Origin of the sequence: Methylobacterium sp. W2 (assembly GCF_020662345.1) — a bacterium.
GTDB lineage: Bacteria > Pseudomonadota > Alphaproteobacteria > Rhizobiales > Beijerinckiaceae > Methylobacterium.
In genome coordinates, this window is sequence record NZ_VMOA01000002.1 from 188378 (window position 1) to 209724 (window position 21347).

13 protein-coding genes and 1 pseudogene are annotated in these 21347 nt (G+C 68.8%); 7 read left to right on the top strand and 7 right to left on the bottom strand.

From position 1 onward, the window contains the following. Positions 1-15: 15 nt before the first annotated feature. Complete coding sequence (locus tag FPV16_RS02095) at positions 16-2628, bottom strand: bifunctional acetate--CoA ligase family protein/GNAT family N-acetyltransferase (protein WP_227435768.1); 2613 nt, start codon at positions 2626-2628, stop codon at positions 16-18. A 99-nt stretch (positions 2629-2727) separates the two neighbouring features. On the opposite strand from FPV16_RS02095, the gene FPV16_RS02100 reads away from it, so the two are divergent. The 3 genes from FPV16_RS02100 to FPV16_RS02110 all read left to right on the top strand — a co-directional run bounded on the left by FPV16_RS02100 (position 2728) and on the right by FPV16_RS02110 (position 5972). Continuing rightward, a complete protein-coding gene (locus FPV16_RS02100; protein WP_227435770.1) occupies positions 2728-3390 on the top strand; it encodes a class II aldolase/adducin family protein in 663 nt (220 codons plus the stop codon). Positions 3391-3955: 565 nt separating this feature from the next. Then, entirely contained in the window at positions 3956-4459 is a 504-nt protein-coding gene (locus tag FPV16_RS02105; RefSeq protein ID WP_319802213.1) for a MucR family transcriptional regulator, read from the top strand. Between the two features lie 733 nt (positions 4460-5192). Further along, on the top strand, positions 5193-5972 hold the full coding sequence (locus tag FPV16_RS02110; protein WP_227435773.1) for a restriction endonuclease: 780 nt from the start codon (positions 5193-5195) through the stop codon (positions 5970-5972). A 93-nt stretch (positions 5973-6065) separates the two neighbouring features. Here FPV16_RS02110 and zwf read toward each other — a convergent pair whose 3' ends face one another. The 3 genes from zwf to FPV16_RS02125 all read right to left on the bottom strand — a co-directional run bounded on the left by zwf (position 6066) and on the right by FPV16_RS02125 (position 12715). Further along, the gene (gene zwf / locus FPV16_RS02115) at positions 6066-7658 is read right to left on the bottom strand and encodes a glucose-6-phosphate dehydrogenase (RefSeq protein ID WP_227435775.1); all 1593 of its coding nucleotides are present in this window, start codon (positions 7656-7658) and stop codon (positions 6066-6068) included. A gap of 108 nt (positions 7659-7766) precedes the next feature. After that, positions 7767-9302, bottom strand: coding sequence for an efflux transporter outer membrane subunit (locus FPV16_RS02120; protein WP_227435776.1), 1536 nt, complete (start codon positions 9300-9302; stop codon positions 7767-7769). A gap of 140 nt (positions 9303-9442) precedes the next feature. Then, entirely contained in the window at positions 9443-12715 is a 3273-nt protein-coding gene (locus tag FPV16_RS02125; RefSeq protein WP_227435778.1) for an efflux RND transporter permease subunit, read from the bottom strand. A 284-nt stretch (positions 12716-12999) separates the two neighbouring features. On the opposite strand from FPV16_RS02125, the gene FPV16_RS02130 reads away from it, so the two are divergent. Further along, positions 13000-13377, top strand: a complete 378-nt coding sequence (locus FPV16_RS02130) for an endonuclease domain-containing protein (protein WP_227435781.1) — start codon at positions 13000-13002, stop codon at positions 13375-13377. A gap of 320 nt (positions 13378-13697) precedes the next feature. On the opposite strand, the gene FPV16_RS02135 is transcribed toward FPV16_RS02130, so the two are convergent. The 3 genes from FPV16_RS02135 to FPV16_RS02145 all read right to left on the bottom strand — a co-directional run bounded on the left by FPV16_RS02135 (position 13698) and on the right by FPV16_RS02145 (position 18953). Then, entirely contained in the window at positions 13698-16811 is a 3114-nt protein-coding gene (locus FPV16_RS02135; RefSeq protein ID WP_227435783.1) for an MdtB/MuxB family multidrug efflux RND transporter permease subunit, read from the bottom strand. Between the two features lie 271 nt (positions 16812-17082). Further along, on the bottom strand, positions 17083-18528 hold the full coding sequence (locus FPV16_RS02140) for an MdtA/MuxA family multidrug efflux RND transporter periplasmic adaptor subunit (protein ID WP_227435784.1): 1446 nt from the start codon (positions 18526-18528) through the stop codon (positions 17083-17085). Positions 18529-18812: 284 nt separating this feature from the next. Next, complete coding sequence (locus FPV16_RS02145; protein WP_227435785.1) at positions 18813-18953, bottom strand: hypothetical protein; 141 nt, start codon at positions 18951-18953, stop codon at positions 18813-18815. A 408-nt stretch (positions 18954-19361) separates the two neighbouring features. Here FPV16_RS02145 and FPV16_RS02150 point away from each other — a divergent pair, with 408 nt between their 5' ends. From FPV16_RS02150 to FPV16_RS02160, 3 genes and pseudogenes are all read left to right on the top strand, one after another. Further along, positions 19362-20531, top strand: a complete 1170-nt coding sequence (locus FPV16_RS02150) for an aminotransferase (protein ID WP_227435786.1) — start codon at positions 19362-19364, stop codon at positions 20529-20531. 96 nt (positions 20532-20627) lie between these two features. Further along, positions 20628-21113 carry a DUF4112 domain-containing protein gene (locus FPV16_RS02155; protein WP_227435787.1) on the top strand — a complete coding sequence of 162 codons (486 nt, stop codon included), beginning with the start codon at positions 20628-20630 and terminating at the stop codon, positions 21111-21113. A 25-nt stretch (positions 21114-21138) separates the two neighbouring features. Continuing rightward, positions 21139-21347 (top strand): annotated as a pseudogene (locus FPV16_RS02160) (ABC transporter permease); the annotation flags it as partial.

The window sequence follows — 21347 nt, forward strand, 5'->3', positions numbered from 1 at the left end:
CTCGCCCGGCCCCACCTACGGCTCGCCGAGCGTCAGCCCGACCTTCATCACTGCGCCGTCCTCCTTGTCCGGATGGACCGAGAAGCCGAGGCTGCGGCACACGGCCAGCATGGGGCGGTTCTCCCGGAGCACCGTGCCCTCGATGCGCTGGAGCCCCTCCGCCCTCGCCCAGTCGATCATCAGCTGCATCAGGGCGAAGCCGAGGCCGGTGCCCTTGCGGTCGCTACGGATGAGGATGGCATATTCGCCGCTCTCGTGGTTGGCATCGGCATGCAGGCGAACCGCGCCGAGCATCGACGCCGTCTCCGCATCGATGGCGACGAAGGCGATGGCGCGGGCGTAATCGAGCTGCGTCAGCCGTGCCAGGAAGGCGTGGTTGAAATCGCGGACCGGCATGAAGAAGCGCAGACGCAGATCCTCGGCGCTCACCTGCTCGAAGAAGCTCTTGAACAGCCCCTCGTCCTCCGGCCGCACCGGGCGCACGGTGACCTTCTCGCGCTTCAGGACGAGATTGCGCTCCCATTCCACCGGGTAGGGACGGATGGCGAAGCGCGGATTGCGGGTGCCGCCGCGCCGCTCCGGGGCGGGGCCGACCATCACGCGGGCGTCCAGAGCCAGCACGCCGTTGGCATCGGCGAGCAGGGGGTTGATGTCGAGCTCGCGCACCTCCGGCAGGTCGGCGGAGAGCTGCGCGAGCTTGACGAGGACGAGGCCGAGCGCCCGCCGGTCCACCGCCGGGACGTCGCGATAGGCCGCCAACCGCCGCGCCACGCGGGTGCGGTCGATGAGTTCGCTGGCGAGCCGGAGGTCGAGGGGAGGCAGGCTGAGCGCCCGGTCGTCGATGACCTCCACGGCGACGCCGCCCCGTCCGAACACCACCACGGGACCGAAGACGGGATCCTCGGCGAGGCCGGCGATGAGTTCGCGGCGCTTGCCCTTGCGCACCATGGGCTGGACCGCGAACCCCATGATCCGGGCATCCGGCCGCTGGCGCCGGGCACGGGTGAGGATGTCGGCGGCGGCGGCCCGCACATCGGCCTCGCTGGTGAGGTCCAGGCGCACTCCGCCGACATCCGATTTGTGGACGATGTCCGGTGAGACCACCTTCAGTGCCACGGCGCCGCCCTCGGCGATGATGGGCCAGGCGGCCGCCGCGGCGGCATCGATGTCGGGGGCCAGCGTCAGCGGCACGCTGTCGATGCGGTAGGCGGCCAGGAGGCCCGCCACGGCGAGGGGATCGAGCCAGGTCTCCCCCGCCTCGAGGGCGGCCGCTACGATGGCGCGGGCGGTCTCCACGTCGGGGGAGAATTCCCGCGGCAGCGAATCCGGCGTGCGCATCAGATCGTCCTGCGCCTCGCGGTAGCGGACGAGGTGCATGAAGCCCTCGACCGCGTCGGCATCCGTGGCGAAGCGCGGGATGCCGGCGGCGGCGAGCACCGCCCCGGCCTCCCCGTCATCGCCCACCGTCACCGCGAAGACGGGCTTACGCCGTCCGCCCCGGCGGCGGGCCGCGCTCACCGTGTCGGCGATGGCCGCGGCGACGCCGGCGCTGTCGGAGCGGGCGGTGGGCACGTGGATGGCCAGCACGGCGTCGTTGGCGGGATCGGCGAGGAGGGGCCCGAGGGCGTCGGCATAGGCTGTCGCATCGGCCTCGACGCCGAGATCGGCGGGATTGCCGCCGGTCCCCGCCGCGGCCAGCGTGCCGCCCCGGTCCGCGAGCCTGTCGGCGGCAAGCGCGCCGATGCCCTCGCCGTTCCCCAGGATGGCGAGGCGCTGGCCGGGGAAGGGGCGCTGCCGGCCCAGCGTCTCCACCGCCGAGAACATCGCGTCGAGCCCGTCGACGCTCAGCAATCCCGCCCGCCGGAACGCCGCCTCGTAGACGGCATCCGGCCGGGCGAGGGCACCGGTATGGGTGACGGTGTGGCGCAAGGGAGCCTCGTGGCGCCCCGTGCGCAGCACCAGGACGGGCTTGGCGCGGGCCGCGGCGCGCGCTGCCGACATGAACTTGCGCGCGTTGGGAATCACGTTCAGCGACAGCAGGATCGCGCGCGTGTGGATGTCGGCGGCGAAATGGTCGAGGCAATCGGCGATATCGATGTCACAGGCGGTGCCGAGGGACAGGATGGCCGAGAACCCCACATCGCGATGCGCGGCCCAGGCGACGATGCCCGCCGCCACGGTGCCCGATTGCGAGATCAGGGCGAGATCGCCCGCCTTGGGCGCCGCCGCGAACAGGCTGGCGTCGAGCCGCGCGCGCGGCACGGTCAGCCCCATGCTGTTGGGGCCGAGGAGGCGCATGCCCCATTGCCGGGCCCGGTTGCGCACCGCCTCGCAGAGATCGTCCGGCAGATCGGATGTGAGGATGACGGCCACGGCGGCACCCCGCAGCCCCGCCTTCTCCACCCAGCCTTCCACCGACGCGGGCTCCGCCACGATCACCACGAGATCCGGCGTCTCGGGCAGGTCGTCGAGGGTGGCAAGGCCCCCTTCGCCGACGAGATGGACGGAGCCGGCGAACCCGGCTTTCCCCAGATTGCCGACCACGGCCTGGCCGAGCGCGCCCCGGCCGAGGCCGACGACCGCGATCGCCCGCGGCGCGAGCAACGCCTCGAAGCGATAGGTGCTCATGAACTGGCGTGACCTTCGATCAGACCGGCGCGACGGCGTGCGACATCGCGCGGAACGGCAAGGTATAGGGCGCGGATCACTCTCGACCGGGGGAACCACATGTCAGAACCCACAGCTTACGAGATTTCCTGCACGATCGTCGAGGCGATGCGCTCCCTCATCACCCTGGGCCTGAGCCAGGGCACCGCCGGAAACGTCTCGGTACGCCACCGCGACGGCTTTCTCATGACACCCTCCGGCATCCCGGCCGACGCGCTGCGCCCGGAGGACATCGTGCCGATGAGCATGGAGGGACATCACGGCCATGCCCTCGCCCCCTCCTCCGAATGGCGCTTCCATCGCGACATCCTGCGGCAGCGGCCCGAGATCGGCGCGGTCGTGCACGCCCACCCGACCTATTGCACCGCCTTCGCCATGTGCGGAGCCGAGATCCCCGCCGTCCATTACATGATCGCGGCCGCCGGCGGCCCGACGATACGCTGCGCGCCCTATGCTCCCTATGGAACGGAGGACCTGTCGGTCGCGGCGGTCGCCGCACTCGACGACCGCCTCGGCTGCCTCCTGGCCAACCACGGCATGATCGCAATCGGCAGTAATCTCGGCAAGGCCTTGTGGCTGGCGGTAGAGATGGAGGCCCTGTGCCGCCAATACGCCGTCGCCCTCCAGGTGGGGAAGCCGGCCATACTGTCCGACGCCGAGATCGCGCGAACGATCAAGCGATTCGAAAACTACGGGCCACGGAGCCGGGCCGACGCGCCTTAGGATCGCCCCGTCGCCCCGAGGGGCTCGGGCCGCGACGAATACGTAGAGGCGGCTCGGCACGCGCCCTCGGCAACCGTGAGCGGCCTCCCGCTAGCGGGTCTGTGGACAAAAATCGGGTCCCCGGCACGACCGTTCGGCCGCGCCAGGGGCCTCGTCGCGCGCCGCATGGGCAAGCTGACACCGCGTGTAATTTTTTACCGCAGCGCACATTTGAAGTTGCGAGCCTGGACTAAAAGAGTTCACCGACCAGCACAAAGGTTCCGACTGAGCAAATAACTTTTGAATTTTATGTTCAGGCGTTGATTTTTTCCAGGCCTAATGAGCTAGAAAATTCCGTCTCATACCAGGACCGCCGGCCATTTTTCAGATGCCGAAAGCTCCTGCAACACACCGGAAGCTTCCTTCAAATTGTTGCGGTCGCCCTGGTCTTGCCAAAGCCTCTTGCGCTTTGTTAATGGCTATCATACTAACTGCCTAGACAATCAAAACTGATGACAAGACCTTTCGGCCAGACCCGATCGGCATCGCGCTGTGGTCTAAGGCTGTCCTACTTACGGGGGTGAGCGTGGAAATCGAAAACGACTTCGCGGCGGACTACATTGAGCTTACGGCGGATATCGTCTCGGCGTTCGTAAGCAACAATTCCGTGCCCGTTTCGGATATCCCGGCTCTCATCGCATCGATTCATGCGACCCTGGGCAGCCTGACGGCGGCGAAGACGCCGGAGAAGGCCGAGCCGTTGACCCCGGCCGTGTCGATCAAACGCTCGATCACGCCGGATTTCGTCATCTGCCTCGAAGACGGCAAGAAATTCAAATCGCTGAAGCGTCACCTTCGGACTCGCTATTCCATGACGCCCGAAGAGTATCGAGCGAAGTGGAACCTTCCGAGCGACTATCCGATGGTCGCACCGAACTATGCGGCCGCACGCTCCGAACTGGCAAAGAACATGGGTCTTGGCCAGCAACGCAGGAAGTCCCGCCTGAAGGCAGCCGTCGCCGAGGCGCCGGCGACACCCGCACCGCGCGGCCGTCGCCCCCGCACAGCCCCCGGAACCTCTCAAGCCTGAAGGGTGTGAGGCCCGCCTCGCCGAGGCGCCGCGTCACCCCGAGTTGCAAACCTTCACGCTACAAGACTTTGAGTTACAAGTCTTCGCGTTACAAAGCTGCGGCCACAACAGACCCCGCCAGGACACGTTTCGGCCTCTCGACACGTCGTCCAGACCCGGTGAAGGCAAAGCAGAGCGTGTCACGAGAGGAGGGGATGACCCATTCTCCCTCGACCATCGAGCCGCGAGAGCGCGACTTGTCTGGCGACGATCGAGACCGTCTTGGACAAGCATCGAACGGGGGTGCCCGGAGCACCTTCGGGGCGAAACAGCTCCCAGCCGCAAAACTATCCACAGGAGAGTTGCAGGGCTGGTGACTGTGCAATTCGGCACGTCAACCACCAATAACTCGGCCGTTGTTCCGTTTATCGGAATAACTGAACCTATTCTTTTCGGCACATTTTAATGAATCCTGGTCCTACCCGGCAGACTTACGGAGCGATGCTGGGCTCGGGACAGGAGGTCCGTCAAACGCTGGCGTGACGACGCGATCATCCTGCGATCGGACCGCGGATCACACCGGATGGTCTTGCGAAAGACTGAGGCCGCCCCGTCCCTGGTCATGCCGCGAGACGATGACGACCCATCCGGCAGCCTCTCGCCGCCGCGCCGTTAGGCCGGCCGCAAGGCCCTCCCTGCATTCTGGGACAAGAGGCGGCCGGTGCGGACGCCTCGAAGGCAGGAAGGGATGCGCATGTCCGGTCGATCGAGCCTCGTCGCGCGCCTGTTCTGGACCACGATCGTCGGCGGCGGCTTCGCCTTCTGGTTCGGGCTCCCCGCCTTGGCCGCCACCGGCCTCTGCCTCTGCCTGATCCTGCTGCATCGCCTCGACAGGCCCCGCCGCTTCAGGCGGACGGTACGCCGTCTGGCCCGGGCCCATGCCGGGACCCTCGCCCTGCGCCGCCGCCAGGAATGTTTCGAGGACGCCTACGGCAACCGGATCGACGACGGCTGGCTGCGCGAGCGGGATTACTTCGCCGAGCGGACGATCCTGCCGCAACTCGACGCCAGGGGCTTCACCGACCTCGCCGATACCCGTTGGCCCGTCGTCCTCGACATCATCGAGGATGTCGCCCTGTCCGTCGATCTGCCGGACGAGGACGAGGCGCCGAAGGACGGCATCGCCTACGAGCGCTTCTGCGCCGAGGCCCTGCGCGAGGCGGGCTGGTCGGCGCGCCCGACGAAGGCCAGCGGCGACCAGGGCGCCGACGTGGTCGCCGAGCGCTCAGGCATCCGCCTCGTCCTCCAGTGCAAGCGCTACACCAAGCCCGTGGGCAACGCGGCGGTGCAGGAGGCCTCGGCGGCGGCACGCTATTGGCAGGCGGATATGGCGGCCGTCGTCTCCAATGCCGGCTTCACCCCCGCCGCGCGCAGGCTGTCGGGCGCCACCGGCGTCCTTCTCCTCCACCACGATGCCCTGCGCACGCTCGCGCCCATCCGCAGATCCCGGCGCCTCGACGCCGAGCCCGCCTGACGCGCGAGCCTCCCCCCTCCGCGCTACGATGTTCTCACATCTCGCGGGCAGCACGGGTCCCCTCTCCTTTCAGGAGAGGGGACCCGTGCTGCCTCATGGCGAACCTTCTTGGATGGAGGGAGCAGCCGTCGAGCGGATGGGTGGATCCAGGATCCCCTCCACGAGGGGAAGCCAGGCCCGCCCGTCGCGGGCGAGCAGGGCATCCGCCCCCGCCGGTCCGTCCGCGCCCGCCGCATAGGTCTCCACCGGAGCATCCGTCCAGGCCTGGATGAGGGGATCGACGGCGGCCCAGCCCGCCTCGATGGCGTCGGCCCGCTGGAACAGGGTCGGGTCGCCGACCATGCAATCGTAGATCAGGGTCTCGTAGCCGACGCTCGGCGCCTCGGCGAAGAAATCGCCGAACCGCACGGAGGAGGTGACCGCGCCGAGGCGCATGTCCGGCCCCGGCCGCTTGGCGTTCCACTGGGTGCTCAGCCCCTGGTCCGGGTCGATGTGGAGGTGCATGACGTTCGGCGCGAGAGCGGTGCCGGCGAACAGGCCGTGGCTCGGCGGCTTGAAATGCACAGCGATCTCGGTGAGGCGCCCCGCCAGGCGCTTGCCCGTGCGCAGGTAGAACGGCACGCCGTCCCAGCGCGGGTTGTCGACGGTGAGCGTCAGGGCCGCGTAGGTCTCGGTGCGGGACTCGGCCGAGACGTCGGCCTCCTCGCGGTAGCCCCGCACGGCATGGCCCTGCTCCGCGCCGGGCGCGTACTGGCCGCGCACCGCCCGGTCCGGGGTCGCCGGCCGCACGGCCTCCAGGACCCGCGCCTTCTCGTTGCGGATGTCCTCCGCATCGAAACTGCCGGGCGGCTCCATCGCCACCATGGACAGGAGCTGGAACAGGTGGTTCGGCACCATGTCGCGGAGCGCGCCGGTGGGCTCGTAGAAGCCGCCGCGCTGCTCCACGCCGATCGTCTCGGCGGCGGTGATCTGCACGTGGTCGATGTGGCGGGCGTTCCAGATCGGCTCCAGCATGGCATTGGCGAAGCGCAGCGCCAGAATGCTCTGCACCGTCTCCTTGCCGAGGAAGTGATCGATGCGGAACACCTGGCCCTCTTCGGCCTGATTCAGGATGCGGGCGTTGAGGGCCCGCGCCGAGGCGAGATCGGTGCCGAACGGCTTCTCGATGACCACGCGGCGGAAGGCGCCCTCCCCCTCTGTCAGCAGCCCGGCGGCGCCGAGATGGTCCACCACCGGGCCGAAGAAGCGGGCGGAGACGGCGAGATAGAAGATCGCGTTGCCGCCGATGTCCCGGGCGAGCCGCCGATAGGTCTCGGCCGCTCCGAAATCCCCCTGGGTGAAGGTCAGGCGCTCACGGATGAAGCCCCAATGGTCGGGATCGATGGAGTCCGGGTGGAATTCGGAGGTGTGGTCCTGGGTGAAGGACTGCATGGTCTGCGAGAGGTCGTCGCGCCACTGCTCGGTCGTGCGGTCGTTATGGTCGATGCCGACGATCCGGAGCCCCTCCGCGAGCAGGCCGTCCGAGGCGAGGTTGTAGAGGGCCGGCATCAGCAGGCGCTTCGTCAGGTCGCCGGCGGCCCCGAAGATGACGAGGGTGCATGCCGGCGCCGTCCTGACCTCGTCGTTGGCGCGGGGCTGCCTGTCGCCATTCGCCGGGGCATCGGGATTGGTACGGGGAAGGGTCATGGGACGGGACACTCCGGGCATCGTCGGCGACGCCGGTCAAACCGCCGATGCCCTGCGCCGTTCCGACGGATGGTGCAAGGCAGCGATCACTCGTCCGTGCGGACGGCCTTATTCGTCCGTGCGGACGGCTTGGCCCCGGTCGATCGGCAGGCGGTCGCCCTTCAATTCGTCCGGGGTCGGCAGGCTGCGCACGTCCCAGCCGCCGCCGAGCGCCCGGATGAGGGTCACCGCCGTGGTGAAGCGGTTGAGGCGCACCTGCAGGGCGGTCACCTCGTTGTTGAGTTCCAGCGCCTGGGCGGTGATGACCGTGGTGAAGTTCTGCGTGCCGGCGCGGTACTCGTTGAGGGTGATCTCCACCGCCCGGCGGGCGGAGGCCACGGCCTCCTCCTGCGCCGCCTGCTGGCGGGCGAGGATGCGCACGCCGGCGAGCCCGTTCTCCACTTCGGCGAAGGCGGTGAGCACGGTCTGGCGGTAGGTCGCCACCGTGGCGTCGTAGGCGGCTCTCGCGATCTGCACGGCGGCGGTGCGGGCGCCGCCGTCGAGGAGGGTCTCGCTGCCGGCCGCGGCCACCGACCAGACCTGGTTGGCCGCCGAGAAGACGCCGTTGCTGGTCAGGCCCGAGACGCCGCCCGACCCCGACAGGACGAGGGTCGGGTAGAAGGCCGCCACGGCGACGCCGATCTGCTCGCTCTGGGACTGGACGCTGCGCTCGGCCTGCGCGATGTCCGGGCGCCGCTCCAGCAGGGCGGAGGGGATGCCCACCGGAACCGCCGGCGGCGTCTTCGGCAGGCTCCCCTTCGGCAGGGACAATTCCGAGGGCGGGCGCCCGATCAGCGTCGCGATGGCGTGTTCGAAGGTCGCGCGCTGCAGCCCCACCGCGATGGCCTGGGCCTGGGTCGACTGCACCTGCGTCTGCGCCGTGATCACGTCGGACCGGGCCGCCACGCCGGCATTGTACTGGTTCTCGGTGATGGCGAGGCTCTTCTTGTAGGCCACCACCGTCTCGTCGAGCAGGCGCTGCAGGGAATCCTGGTAGCGCAGGCTGTAATAGTTCGTGGCGACCTCGGACTGGATCGCGAGGCGCACAGCGGCCAGATCCGCCGCGCTCGCCTGGGCGTTGGCCACCTCGCTCTCGATGTTGCGCCGGATGCGGCCGAACAGGTCGAGTTCCCACGAGGCCTGGGCCTGGAGCGAGACCGAGGTGCGCTCGGTGCCGAGGGTCCGCGAGCGCGTGATCGTCGGCGCGCCGATCACCGTGGGGTAGAGCGCCGAGCGCGCCTGCGCTACGAGGCCGCGCGCCTGGTCGTAGGAGGCGAGGGAGACGCGCAGGTTCTGGTTGTCCACATCGACGAGGCGGATCAGCCGGTCGAGGGCGGGATCGCGGAACACGCGCCACCAATCGCCGCGCTCGGCCCCGTCATTGGGCTGCGCCGCGCGCCACCCCTTCCGCGTGGCGACATGGGCCACGCTGTCCTCGCGCATCCCGCCCTGCTTGAACGCGAGCGGCGTCTCCACCGACGGGCGCGAGTAATCGGGCCCGACCATGCAGCCGGAGAGGGTTGTTGCGAGGGCGAGGAGGGTACCGAGCGAGCGCGACGGACTCCCTCTCCTGGAAGGAGAGGGTTGGGGTGAGGTGTGTGACACCTCCGAAACGTCCACACACCTCACCCTGTCCCTCTCCTTCCAGGAGAGGGAACCTGCGCCGTCATCTGAAAGCGGTGCGCTCCCGCTCGAAAGGGAAGCGACGAGCCCGCTCATGCGACCGTCCGTCAAACCGCCCACGCTCATTCGGCCGCGCCCGGAACCACGCCCAAGACAGGGCGGCGCCGGCGGAGGCGGTCGAGATAGAGATAGACGACGGGCGTGGTGTAGAGGGTCAGGATCTGGCTCACGATCAGGCCGCCGGCGATGGCGATGCCCAGGGGGCGGCGCATTTCCGAGCCTTCGCCCCCGGCGAGGATGAGAGGCAGGGCGCCGAGCAGGGCCGCCAGCGTTGTCATCATGATCGGCCGGAAGCGCAAGAGGCAGGCCTCGAAGATCGCGTCCTTCGGGGTGGCCCCGCGCGTGCGCTCGGCGTCCAGCGCCACGTCGATCATCATGATCGCGTTCTTCTTGACGATGCCGATGAGCAGGAACACCGCGATGAGCGCGATGATGGTGAATTCCGTGCCCGAGACGAGGAGCGCCAGCAGCGCGCCGATGCCGGCCGAGGGCAGGGTCGAGAGGATCGTCACCGGGTGGACGAAGCTCTCGTAGAGGATCCCCAGGATGGTGTAGACGGCCACCAAAGCCGCCAGGATCAGCAGCGGCTGGCGCGAGGACGAGGCCTGGAAGGTCTTGGCGGCGCCCGCGAATTCGCCGTGGATCGTCGCCGGCAGGCGCAATTGCGCCTCGGCCTCCTCGATGGCGGCGGTGGCATCCGACAGGCTCTTGCCCGGCGCCAGGTTGAACGAGAGCGTGGTCGCCACGAACAGGCCCTGGTGGCTCACCTGCACGGGCGCGTTGCCGGTCTCCACCCGGGCGAAGGCCGAGAGCGGGATCATCGTCTCCTTGGCGCTCGACACGGGCGCGCTGGACGAGGCGCCCGCCCCGCCGGCGATGGCGTTGGAGGCGGCGTTGCGGGCGGAATCCGCCGCGATGGTGGAGGCCGTGGTTCCCGTCGCCGCCGCCCCGGCCACGGTCCCGGCCACCGCGTTGGTGATGGCCGAGCCCCGCGCCTTGCCGCCGGAGGTCGAGACGAAGACGGTCTTCAGGGTCTCCGGGTTCTGCAGGTAGCGCGGCGCGATCTCCATCACGACGTGGTACTGGTTGAGCGGGTTGTAGATCGTCGAGACCTGCCGCTGGCCGAAGGCGTCGTAGAGGGTGTTGTCGATCTTGTCGGGCGTGATGCCGTAGCGGTAGGCCGTGGCCCGGTCGATGACGAGGCGGCTCTCGAGCCCGCCCTCCTGCTGGTCGGAGGTCACGTCGGAGAAGACCGGGTTCTTCTGCAGCGCCTCCACGAGCCGGGGTGCCGCCGCGTAGAGTTCTTCGGCCGTATCGCCCTGCAGGGTGTACTGGTACTGGGCGAAGCTCTGGCGCCCGCCCATGCGCAGGTCCTGGCGCGGGAACAGGAACAGCCGGGCGCCGGCCACCTGCGCCAGTTTGGGGCGCAGGCGGGTCATCACCTCGGTGATCGAGGCGCGCTCGCCCCGTGGCTTCAGGCCGACGAAGACGTTGGCCGAGTTGGTGGCGCGCCCGCCGGTGAAGCCGACGACGCTGTCCACCGCCGGGTCGGCCTGCACGATGGCGGTGGCCTGTTCCAGCTTCTGTTTCATCGCCTGGAACGAGATGCGCTGGTCGGCCTGGATGCCGCCCATCATCTGACCCGTATCCTGCTCGGGGAAGAAGCCCTTGGGGACGATGATGTAGAGGTAGACGTTGAGCCCGATCGTCGCGAACAGCGTGGCGAGGACGAGGCGGCGATGGTTCAGCGCCACCCTCAGCGTGCGTTCGTAGGCGCGGAGCGTCCCGGCAAAGCCGCCCTCCAGGGCGCGGATGAGGAGGTTCGGGCGCGTCTCCCCGACATGTCCGTGCCCGCCCTCGCGCTTGAGCAGCAGGGCGCACATCATCGGCGTGGTGGTGAGCGAGAGCACCAGGGAGATCAGGATCGCCAGGGACAGGGTGACGGCGAATTCCTCGAACAGCCGCCCGACGATCCCCCCCATCAGCAGGATCGGGATGAACACCGCGATCAGCGACAGGCTCATGGAGATGACGGTGAAGCCGACCTCCTTCGCCCCGATGAGGGCGGCCTCCAGCCGCGGCTTGCCGAGCTCCACATGGCGCTGGATGTTCTCCAGGACGACGATGGCGTCGTCGACCACGAAGCCGGTGGCGATGATGAGGGCCATCAGCGACAGGATGTCGAGGCTGTAATCGAGGAGGTACATGGCCGAGAAGGTGCCGATGATCGAGATCGGCACGGCCACCGCCGGGATCAGGGTCGCCCGCCCCGAGCGCAGGAAGGCGAACACCACCCCGATGACGAGGATGACGGCGATGACCAGGGTCTCCTCGGTCTCGGCGAGGGAGGCGCGGATGGTGGCGCTGCGGTCGCCGGTGACGGTGAGGTCGATGTCGCCGGGCAGCGCCGCCTTCACCTGCGGCAGCGCCGCCTCCACCGCCTTGATCGTCTCGACCACGTTGGAGCCGGGCTGCTTGTAGATGAACAAGATCACGCCCGGCCGGCCGTTGACGAGGCCGAGGTTGCGCTTGTCCTCCACCGAATCCTCGACCTTGCCCACATCGGTGAGGCGCACCCCCGCTCCGTTGCGGTAGGCCACGATGATGTCGCGGTAATCCGCCGCCACCCGGCCCTGGTCGTTGGCGTAGAGCTGGTAGTGGCGGGTGTCGGTCTCGATCGCGCCCTTGGGCGAATTGGCATTGGCCGAGGCCAGGGCCGCGCGCACCCCTTCGAGGCCGATCCCGTAATGATAGAGGGCGGTGGGATCGAGCTCGACCCGCACCGCCGGCAGCGACGAGCCGCCGATATCGACATTCCCCACGCCGGGGAGCTGGGACATCTTCTGCTGCACCACCGTGGCGGCGGAATCGTAGAGCTGGCCCGGCGACAGGGTGTTCGAGGTCAGCCCGAGGATCAGGATCGGCGCGTCGGCCGGGTTGAACTTGCGGTAGGTGGGGTTCGAGCGCAGGGCCGTGGGCAGGTCGGCCCGCGCGGCGTTGATCGCCGCCTGGACGTCGCGGGCGGCCCCGTCGATGTCGCGGTCGAGGTTGAACATCAGGACGATCCGCACCGTCCCGACGGAACTGGTGGAGGTCATCTCGCTCACATCGGCGATGATGCCGAGCCGCCGCTCCAGCGGCGCCGCCACCGTCGTCGCCATGGTCTCGGGCGAAGCCCCGGCCATCTGCGCCTGGACCAGGATGACGGGAAAATCCACCTGGGGCAGCGGCGCCACCGGCAGCTTGAAGAACGCGAAGATCCCCGCCAGCAACACCCCGATGGTGAGCAGCGTCGTGGCGACCGGGCGGCGGATGAACGGCTCGGAGACGTTCATGGGCGGGAGGCCGGGTGTGTGCGCATGCTCTCTCTCCCCGCCGGGCGGGGAGAGAGGATGCGCACGACCCTCACGGCATCACCCCGGCGGCCTTGGCACCGCCGCCGCACCGGGCGCGGGTCCCCTCTCCTGGAAGGAGAGGGACAGGGTGAGGTGCGTGAAACCTCCGGAAAGGTCGCCAGCGCTCCGTTCTGCCGGGTCTGAGCTATGCTGCGCGCAGAGACCGTGCCCGTCCGACCTCGCCGGCGCGACGCCTCGAACCGTGATGGCCGCAGGAGAACCCCGTGAGCCGTGCCACCGCTTTGCGACGAACGCAGACAAGCGCGGAAGCCAAGCTGTGGCGGGCGCTGCGCGGGGCTCAGCTGAACGGCTTCAAGTTCCGCCGCCAGCATCCCATCGATCGCTTCGTCGTCGATTTCATCTGCCTGAAGGCCAAGCTGGTGGTGGAGGTCGATGGCGCGACGCATGGCAGTCCCGCCGTGCTGCGTCACGACGCAGCACGGACACGCATCATTGAAATGGCAGGCTTTCAGGTCATCCGGTTCGGGAATGTCGATATCCGGGAGAATCTCGATGGTGTCCTGGAGAGCATCCTGGCGGCGATCAACATTTGCGACGAGGGACCGTCGGCACTTTGTCCCTCTCCCACGGGCCAGGCATGAGCTTGCCGGACGCGTCTCATACCTCACACCAGCTCTCTCCCGAAAAGCTACGATTAAGCTGTTCACACCACTCGCGGGTAGCGCGAGTCCCCTCTCCTGAAAGGAGAGGGACAGGGTGAGGTGTGCGACCTCTTCGGAGAGTCCACGCACCTCACCCCAACCCTCTCCTTCCAGGAGAGGGAGCCCGTCGCGCCTCGTATCGAACCCTCTTGGATAGAGGGAACAGCCGTCGAGCAGATGTGTGAATCCAGTAGCCTTCCAGGAGAGATAGCGATGCCGCTCAGGACCGGGCAACTCCCCTGAGGCGGCAATCTCCCGGCTCACGGCGTCACCCCGGCGGCCTTGGCACCGCCGCCGCGCTTGAACCGCCGCTCCAGGCGGTCGAAGGCGAGGTAGATCACCGGGGTGGTGAACAGGGTCAGGACCTGGGAGACGATGAGGCCGCCGGCGATGACGATGCCCAGCGGCTGGCGCAGTTCCGAGCCGACGCCGGTGCCGAGGATGAGCGGCACCGCCGCGAACAGGGCGGCGAGCGTGGTCATCAGGATCGGGCGGAAGCGCAGGAGGCAGGCCTCGTAGATCGCGTCGCGCGGGGCCATCCCGTCCTCGCGCTCGGCCTGGAGCGCGAAGTCGATCATCATGATCGCGTTCTTCTTCACGATGCCGATGAGGAGCACGATGCCGATGACACCGATGATGTCGAGCGGCAGCCCGTAGAGCATCAGCCCGACCAGCGCGCCGATCCCCGCCGAGGGCAGGGTCGAGAGGATCGTGATCGGGTGGACGAAGCTCTCGTAGAGCACGCCGAGCACGATATAGACGGTGACGATGGCCGCGATCACCAGGAAGAGCTGGTTCGAGAGCGCCGATTGGAAGGCGAAGACCGAGCCCTGCGGCACCACGCGGAAGCTCGGCGGCAGGTCGATCTCCTTGCGCGCCGCCTCGACCGCGGTGACGGCTTCGCCCAGCGCGACCCCCTCGGCGAGGTTGAACGAGACGGTGGTGGCCGGGAACTGGCCGAGATGGCTGATGAGGAGCGGCGCCCGGCGCTCGCTGATCCGCGCCACGGCCGAGAGCGGCACCTGCCCCGAAGCCGCCGTGGAGGAAGGCAGGAAGATGCCGTTGAGGCTGTCGAGGGTCTTGTGCAGGTCCGGGTCGGCTTCGAGGATGACCCGGTACTGGTTCGACTGGGTGAAGATCGTCGAGACGATGCGCTGGCCGAAGGCGTCGTAGAGGGCGTTGTCCACGGTGGCGGGGGTGATGCCGTAGCGGCCGGCGGTGGGCCGGTCGATGGTGACGTAGGCCGCCAGCCCGTTGCCCTGCAGGTCGCTGGCCACGTCCGACAGCAGGGGCGAGCGCTGCAGCGCCTGGACGAAACGCGGCACCCAGGTCTCGAACTCGGCGAGGTTCGGGTTCTCCAGGATCACTTGGTACTGCGTCGCGCTCACCGCCGTATCGATGGTGAGGTCCTGCACCGGCTGCATGTAGAGCCGGATGCCGGCGACCCCGCGCGTCGCCTCCTTGAGGCGGCGGATGATCGCGCCGGCATCGCTGGTGCGGCCCTCATGCGGCTTCAGATTGATGAGGAAGCGGCCGGAATTCAGCGTCACGTTCTGCCCGTCGACGCCGATGAACGAGGACAGGCTCGCCACATCCGGGTCCTGCAGGACGATCCGTGCGAGCTGCTGCTGGCGGTCCGCCATCTCCGCATAGGACACGGTCTGGTCGGCCTGGGTCACGCCCTGGATCACGCCGGTGTCCTGGACCGGGAAGAACCCTTTGGGGATGACCACGAACAGGTAGGCAGTGAGCGCGATGGTGGCGAGGGTGACGACGAGGGTCAGGCCCTGGTGGTTGAGGACGATGCGCAGCATCCGCCCGTAGCCGGAGATCACCCCGTCCATGGCCCGCCGGCCAGCCCGCGCGATGAATCCTTCGCGGCGCTTGGCCTCCGGCGCGTGCTTGAGCAGGCGGGCGCACAGCATCGGCACGAGGGTCAGCGACACCACCGCCGAGATCACGATGGTGGCGGCGAGCGTGATCGCGAATTCGTGGAACAGGCGCCCGACCACGTCGCCCATGAACAGGAGCGGGATCAGCACCGCGATGAGCGAGACCGTGAGCGAGATGATGGTGAAGCCGATCTCGCGGCTGCCCTTCAGGGCCGCCTCCATCGGCGAATCGCCCTCCTCCACGTGGCGGGCGATGTTCTCGATGACCACGATGGCATCGTCGACCACGAAGCCGGTTGCGATGGTAAGCGCCATCAGCGACAGGTTGTCGAGGGAGAAGCCGTAGAGGTCCATGATCGAGAGCGCGCCGATCAGCGAGAGCGGCACCGACAGGCTCGGGATCAGGGTCGCGGACAGGCTGCGCAGGAAGAGGAAGATCACCAGCACCACGAGGCCGATGGCCAGCGCCAGTTCCACCTGCACGTCGTGCACCGAGGCGCGGATGGTGGTGGTGCGGTCGGTGAGCGGCGTCACCGTGACGGCGGCGGGCAGCGTCCCCTGCAGCTGGGGCAGCAGCGCCTTGATCTTGTCCACCGTGGCGATGACGTTGGCGCCGGGCTGGCGCTGGATGTTGAGGATGACGGCGGGCGTCTCGTCCATCCAGGCGCCGAGCTTGGTGTTCTCCGGGCCGTTGACCACGTCGGCGACATCCGAGAGCCGCACCGCCGAGCCGTTCTTGTAGGCGATGATCGCCTGCTCGTAGGCCTTCGGGTCGCGGATCTGGTCGTTGGCGTTGATGGCGTAGGATTGGGTCGGCCCGTCGATCGTGCCCTTGGGCGTATTGACGTTGAGGTTGGTGATGGTGGTGCGCAGGTCGTCGATGTTGAGACCGTAGGCGGCCAGCGCCCGCGCATTGAAGCGCACGCGCACGGCGGGGCGCTGGCCGCCGCCCATGCTGACGAGGCCGACGCCGGAGACCTGGCTGATCTTCTGGGCGAGGCGCGTCTCGGCGAGATCGCGCACCTCGGTGAGCGGCATCGTCGTCGAGGTCAGGGCCAGCGTCAGGATCGGCGCGTCGGCCGGGTTGACCTTGGCGTAGACCGGCGGCGCCGGCAGGTCGGAGGGCAAGAGGTTGCCCGCCGCGTTGATCGCCGCCTGGACCTGCTGCTCGGCGATGTCGAGGCCGAGATCGAGGCTGAATTGCAGGGTGATGACCGAGGCGCCCGCCGAACTCTGCGAGGTCATCTGGTTGAGGTTGGCGAGCTGGCCGAACTGCCGCTCCAGGGGCGCCGTCACCGCCGAGGTCATCACCTCGGGGCTGGCGCCGGGATAGAACGTCTGGACCTGGATCGTCGGGTAATCCACCGACGGCAGGGCCGAGACCGGCAGATTCAGGTACGACACCATGCCGACCAGCAGGATCGCCAGCATGAACAGCGTGGTGGCGACGGGGCGCAGGATGAAGATGCGGGACGGGTTCATGGGGCGAGCCCTCCCCCCACTTGATCTCGGACCTGCCCATCCGTCGGCGTGAAGCGCCAGGTGCTCCCTCTCCTGGAAGGAGAGGGTTGGGGTGAGGTGTCGTCGATCTCCGGAAAGGTCACACACCTCACCCTGTCCCCCTCCTTCCAGGAGAGGGAACCCGCGCCAGCCGTGCGATCCGGCCAAGCCTTCGCCAGGAAACGGATCACTGTGACCTCAGGTGCGCCCATGGATGCGTCGAACAGCGCGCTAGTCATAGGCGACAAGGCGCTCATTGCGCCGCCGGCCGCTCTCTGCGGCGCTCGCGCTTCTGGGACGGGTTTTCGGGCGGTGTCCCGGCGGCGGGCGTCGATGTCGTGGCCGTGGCGTCCGTTGCGGGTGCCGCCGGCTGGCCGGGCGCCGCTTGGCCGGGCGCCGCTTGGCCGGGTGCGACTTGGCCGGTCACTGCGGGTTCACCGGGGGGCGGCGCCTGGCCCTTGCCGCCCTCGGTGACGCGGACCTTGGCGCCGTCGCGCAGGCGGTCGGTCCCGTCGACCACGACCCGGTCGCCGACCGCCAGCCCCTTGGTGACGGCGGTGCGGGCGCCCTCGGCCTCGCCCACGGTGATCGGGCGGACCACGACCTTGTCGTCGCCGTCGAGGAGGTAGACGTAGGCGCCCGGCGTGCCGCGCAGGATCGCGGCGGTGGGGATGATGGGCGTGTCCCGCACGATGTCCACGGTGAGCTTGGCGTTGACGAACTGGTTCGGGAACAGGCTCTCGTCCTTGTTCTCGAACAGCGCGCGCAGCTTCACCGTGCCGGTGGTGGTGTCGATCTGGTTGTCCACCGTGTCGAGGGTGCCGGTGGCGAGCACGTTGGCGTCGCCCCGGTCGTAGGCGCTGACGGTGAGCTTCGCGCCCGCGCGCAGGCGCCGCATCACCCGCGCCACGTCGTCCTCCGGCAGGGTGAACACCACCGAGATCGGATGCAGCTGCGTCACCACCACGATGTTGGTGGAGGCGGCGGTGACGTAATTGCCCTGGTCGATCTGGCGCAGGCCGACGCGGCCCTCCACGGGGGAGACGATGCGGGTATAGGCGATGTTGAGCTTCTGCTGGTCGACCTGGGCCTGGTCGATGGCGACCGTGCCCTCGTTCTGCTTCACCAGGGCCGCTTGCGTGTCCACGTTCTGCTTGGAGATCGAATCCTGCAGGCTGAGGCGCTGAAAGCGGGCGAGGTCGAGCTTGGAATTCTGCAGCAGGGCCTGATCGCGGGCGAGCTGGCCCTGGTACTGGGCGAGCTGGGCCTCGTAGATGCGTGGGTCGATCTGGGCGAGGAAATCGCCCTTTTTCACGGTCTGGCCCTCGCGAAAGCCGATCTCCATGAGGTAGCCGCTGATCTGCGACTGGATCGTCACGGTGGCGAGCGGCGTCACCGTGCCGAGGCCCGACAGCACCACCGGGATCTCGCCGGTCGTGACCGTGGCGACGCCCACCGCCTGGGCCATGTCGCCGGGACGGCCACGGGCGCCCTTGCCGCGGGCGGGCGCGCCGTCGGCGGCGGTCTCCGTCGCAGGTTTGGGCGCGAGATAGAACCGGTAGCCGGCCGCGCCGCCCCCCGCGAGGAGGAGGAGCAGGATGAGCCACGTCCCGGCACGGCTCCGCCGGCGCGTGGGCGCCGATATCTCAGGTCCGATTTCCCGGGCCGTCTCGGTCCGGATGGGCGATTGTTCGTTCATGCCTCGACAATCCGGCCGCTCGTTTCCGACCGGCACCACGCAGTGTGACCGAAATGGCGACGGGAGTCCCGACGGAACAGGGGGCGCGACCACCACGCAGCGGGGCGACGATCGAGGGCCACGCAGGAGGTCGCGCAAGGGGCCGCGGGGGTTTGCCGGTGGGCCTTGCCCGTCGATCGTTCGCTCAGCATCGCCGCCGGACATGCCGGACTATTGCGACGCCAGTGCGGCGCGGAGGTTTCCGGCCTGTTTCCGAGGTTCTTCCGGCGCCCCACGCTAAGCCGTCAGGGCAGCGGTTTCGACGGGTAAGCCTCGACCACCGCATGGTAGGCCGCGTCCGGCGGCGTCACCGGCATGGCGAGGCGTAATCCCACTCCCGCGAGAGCGATGAGAAGGGCGAGGGCGCAGCAGGCGCGGGTGCTCAACGGGGACGTCCTCGTGATCCGATACGAGGTCGCTACCCCGGAGGACCATCGAAGCACAAGCGGAACGCGAGAAAGCCGCCACGCCGAGGGGGCGTGACGACTGTCTTCTCGGGGAGGATCAGCTTCAGAAAAAGGACCGGAGCGGTACGTCGCCCAACAGAAACGAGGGGGCGGTGTTTCCGTTGAGCGGCGCCCGCTCCGGCCATGACCAGAACCTACGTTACGCCTGATGAATGTCAACAATCGTCAGGACCGATCCGGGGCTTGGGTCCAAGGAGCGTGCGACCGCGCACATTTCGGCGCGGGCGTTTCCCGCCCCGAAACGCCCGTGCTACCGATGGCGGGACACCCCCTACGCCCACGGGCGAAGCCTGATCGAAGTCCCGCCAGCCACGAGCGTTTTTGCGGATGAACCCTGTCTTCGCCGACCTCCCCAATACGGTGTTCGACGTGATGTCGGTGCTGGCGCGCGACCTCGGCGCGATCAATCTCGGCCAGGGCTTCCCCGACGATCCCGGCCCGGCCGACGTGCGCGAGAGGGCCGCCGACGCCCTGCGCGACGGCTACAATCAATACCCGCCGATGATGGGGATGCCGACCTTACGCCGCGCCATCGCCGCCCATTACGCTCGCCACCAGGGTCTCGCCCTCAATCCCGAGACCGAGGTGATGGTGACATCGGGCGCCACCGAGGCCCTGGCCGCGAGCCTGCTCGCTCTGGTCTCGCCCGGCGACGAGGTGGTGCTGTTCGAGCCGATGTACGACGCCTACCTGCCGATCGTCCGGCAGGCCGGCGGCATCCCGCGCTTCGTCACCCTGCGCCCCCCGCATTTCCGCCTCGACGAGGACGCGCTGGCGGAGGCCTTCTCCGAGCGTACCCGCGTCGTCGTGCTCAACAACCCGCTGAACCCCACCGCGACCATGTTCCGCGACGAGGACCTCGCCCTGCTGGCGCGGTTCTGCCCGCGGTTCGATGTCACCGCTGTCTGCGACGAGGTGTGGGAGCACGTGACCTTCGACGGGCGCCCCCACCGCCCGCTGATCGGGTTCGAGGGCATGCGGGAGCGGACCGTGAAGATCGGCTCGGCCGGCAAGATCTTCAGCCTGACCGGCTGGAAGGTCGGCTTCGTCATGGCGTCCCCGCCCCTGCTCAAGGTGGTCTCGAAGGCGCACCAGTTCCTCACCTTCACCACGCCGCCCAACCTCCAGGAGGCGGTGGCCTACGGCCTGGCCAAGGACGAGGCCTATTTCCTCGCCATGCGGGCGCGCTTCGCCCGCTCGCGCGACCGGCTGAGCGCCGGTCTCTCCGGGCTCGGCTTCTCGGTGCTGCCGTCGCAGGCGACCTACTTCCTCACCATCGACATCGGCGAGCTGGGGCCGCGCCTGGGGCATGCGGACGACGTCGCCTTCTGTCAGGCCCTGGTGCGCGAGCACGGCGTCGCCGCGATCCCGATCAGCGCCTTCTATGCGCGAGGGGCGGTGCGCAACCTCGTGCGGCTGTGCTTCGCCAAGCAGGACGCGACCCTCGACGCCGCCCTGGAGCGGCTCTCCGGCCTGATGCGGGGGCGGGCCGCGTGAGGCCGGGAGGTCTCGGAGTCGCGCCGCTTGCAGGAGCCACCGGGCAGGGCCACATCCTGCATCATGACCACGACGCGCATCCCCCGGAGCCCCGCCATGGCCTTCAACGACGCCGTCTTCTCCGCCCGAGAATTGCCCAACGGCAGCTTCGGCCGTCGCGATTCCACGGCGACGCCGTTCCGCGTCGAGCCCGACAGCCGGGAGGCGACGCTCCTGCGGCTGGAGCAGTTCGCGCATCTCATGGACACGGCGTTCGTGATCCCCGGCATCAACCGGCGGGTGGGGCTCGATGCCGTCATCGGCCTCGTTCCGATCATCGGCGATGCCGCGGGCATGCTGCTCGCCTCCTACATCGTCTACGAAGCGCGCCGCCTCGGGGCGCCGCGATGGCTGCTGGCCCGGATGGCCATGAACGTGGCCTTCGACGGGGTGATCGGTGCCGTGCCGCTGGCCGGCGACATCTTCGACGCGGCGTTCAAGGCCAATCGCCGCAACGTCCGGCTGCTGCGCCGCCACCTCGAGAAGACCGGCGGTCTTCGCCCCAACGAGATCGAGGGAACGGCCGTCCGTCTCGACGGCTGACGCACAATCCAATAGGGGCGGTCTCATGAACGAGATCGCCCGCCCCGCGGAAGCCGTCCCCGTCGCCGCCCCGCCTCCCCTCGCGCCGGTGGCGCGGGGGCTGTCGCCGCTGAACCGGCGGCGGCTCTCGAATTTCCGGCGCAACCGCCTCGGCTTCTGGTCCTTTACGATCTTCGTCGGGCTGTTCAGCTTGAGCCTGTTCGCCGAGTTCATCGCCAACGACCGGCCCCTGGT

What these genes read in the sequence shown, in the direction of transcription:
- zwf (WP_227435775.1), bottom strand. Translation starts at nt 7,658, where the DNA reads ATGACCCTTCCCCGTACCAATCCCGATGCCCCGGCGAATGGCGACAGG.
- FPV16_RS02110 (WP_227435773.1), top strand. Translation starts at nt 5,193, where the DNA reads ATGTCCGGTCGATCGAGCCTCGTCGCGCGCCTGTTCTGGACCACGATC.
- FPV16_RS02095 (WP_227435768.1), bottom strand. Translation starts at nt 2,628, where the DNA reads ATGAGCACCTATCGCTTCGAGGCGTTGCTCGCGCCGCGGGCGATCGCG.
- FPV16_RS02150 (WP_227435786.1), top strand. Translation starts at nt 19,362, where the DNA reads ATGAACCCTGTCTTCGCCGACCTCCCCAATACGGTGTTCGACGTGATG.
- FPV16_RS02155 (WP_227435787.1), top strand. Translation starts at nt 20,628, where the DNA reads ATGGCCTTCAACGACGCCGTCTTCTCCGCCCGAGAATTGCCCAACGGC.
- FPV16_RS02135 (WP_227435783.1), bottom strand. Translation starts at nt 16,811, where the DNA reads ATGAACCCGTCCCGCATCTTCATCCTGCGCCCCGTCGCCACCACGCTG.
- FPV16_RS02125 (WP_227435778.1), bottom strand. Translation starts at nt 12,715, where the DNA reads ATGAACGTCTCCGAGCCGTTCATCCGCCGCCCGGTCGCCACGACGCTG.
- FPV16_RS02100 (WP_227435770.1), top strand. Translation starts at nt 2,728, where the DNA reads ATGTCAGAACCCACAGCTTACGAGATTTCCTGCACGATCGTCGAGGCG.
- FPV16_RS02140 (WP_227435784.1), bottom strand. Translation starts at nt 18,528, where the DNA reads ATGAACGAACAATCGCCCATCCGGACCGAGACGGCCCGGGAAATCGGA.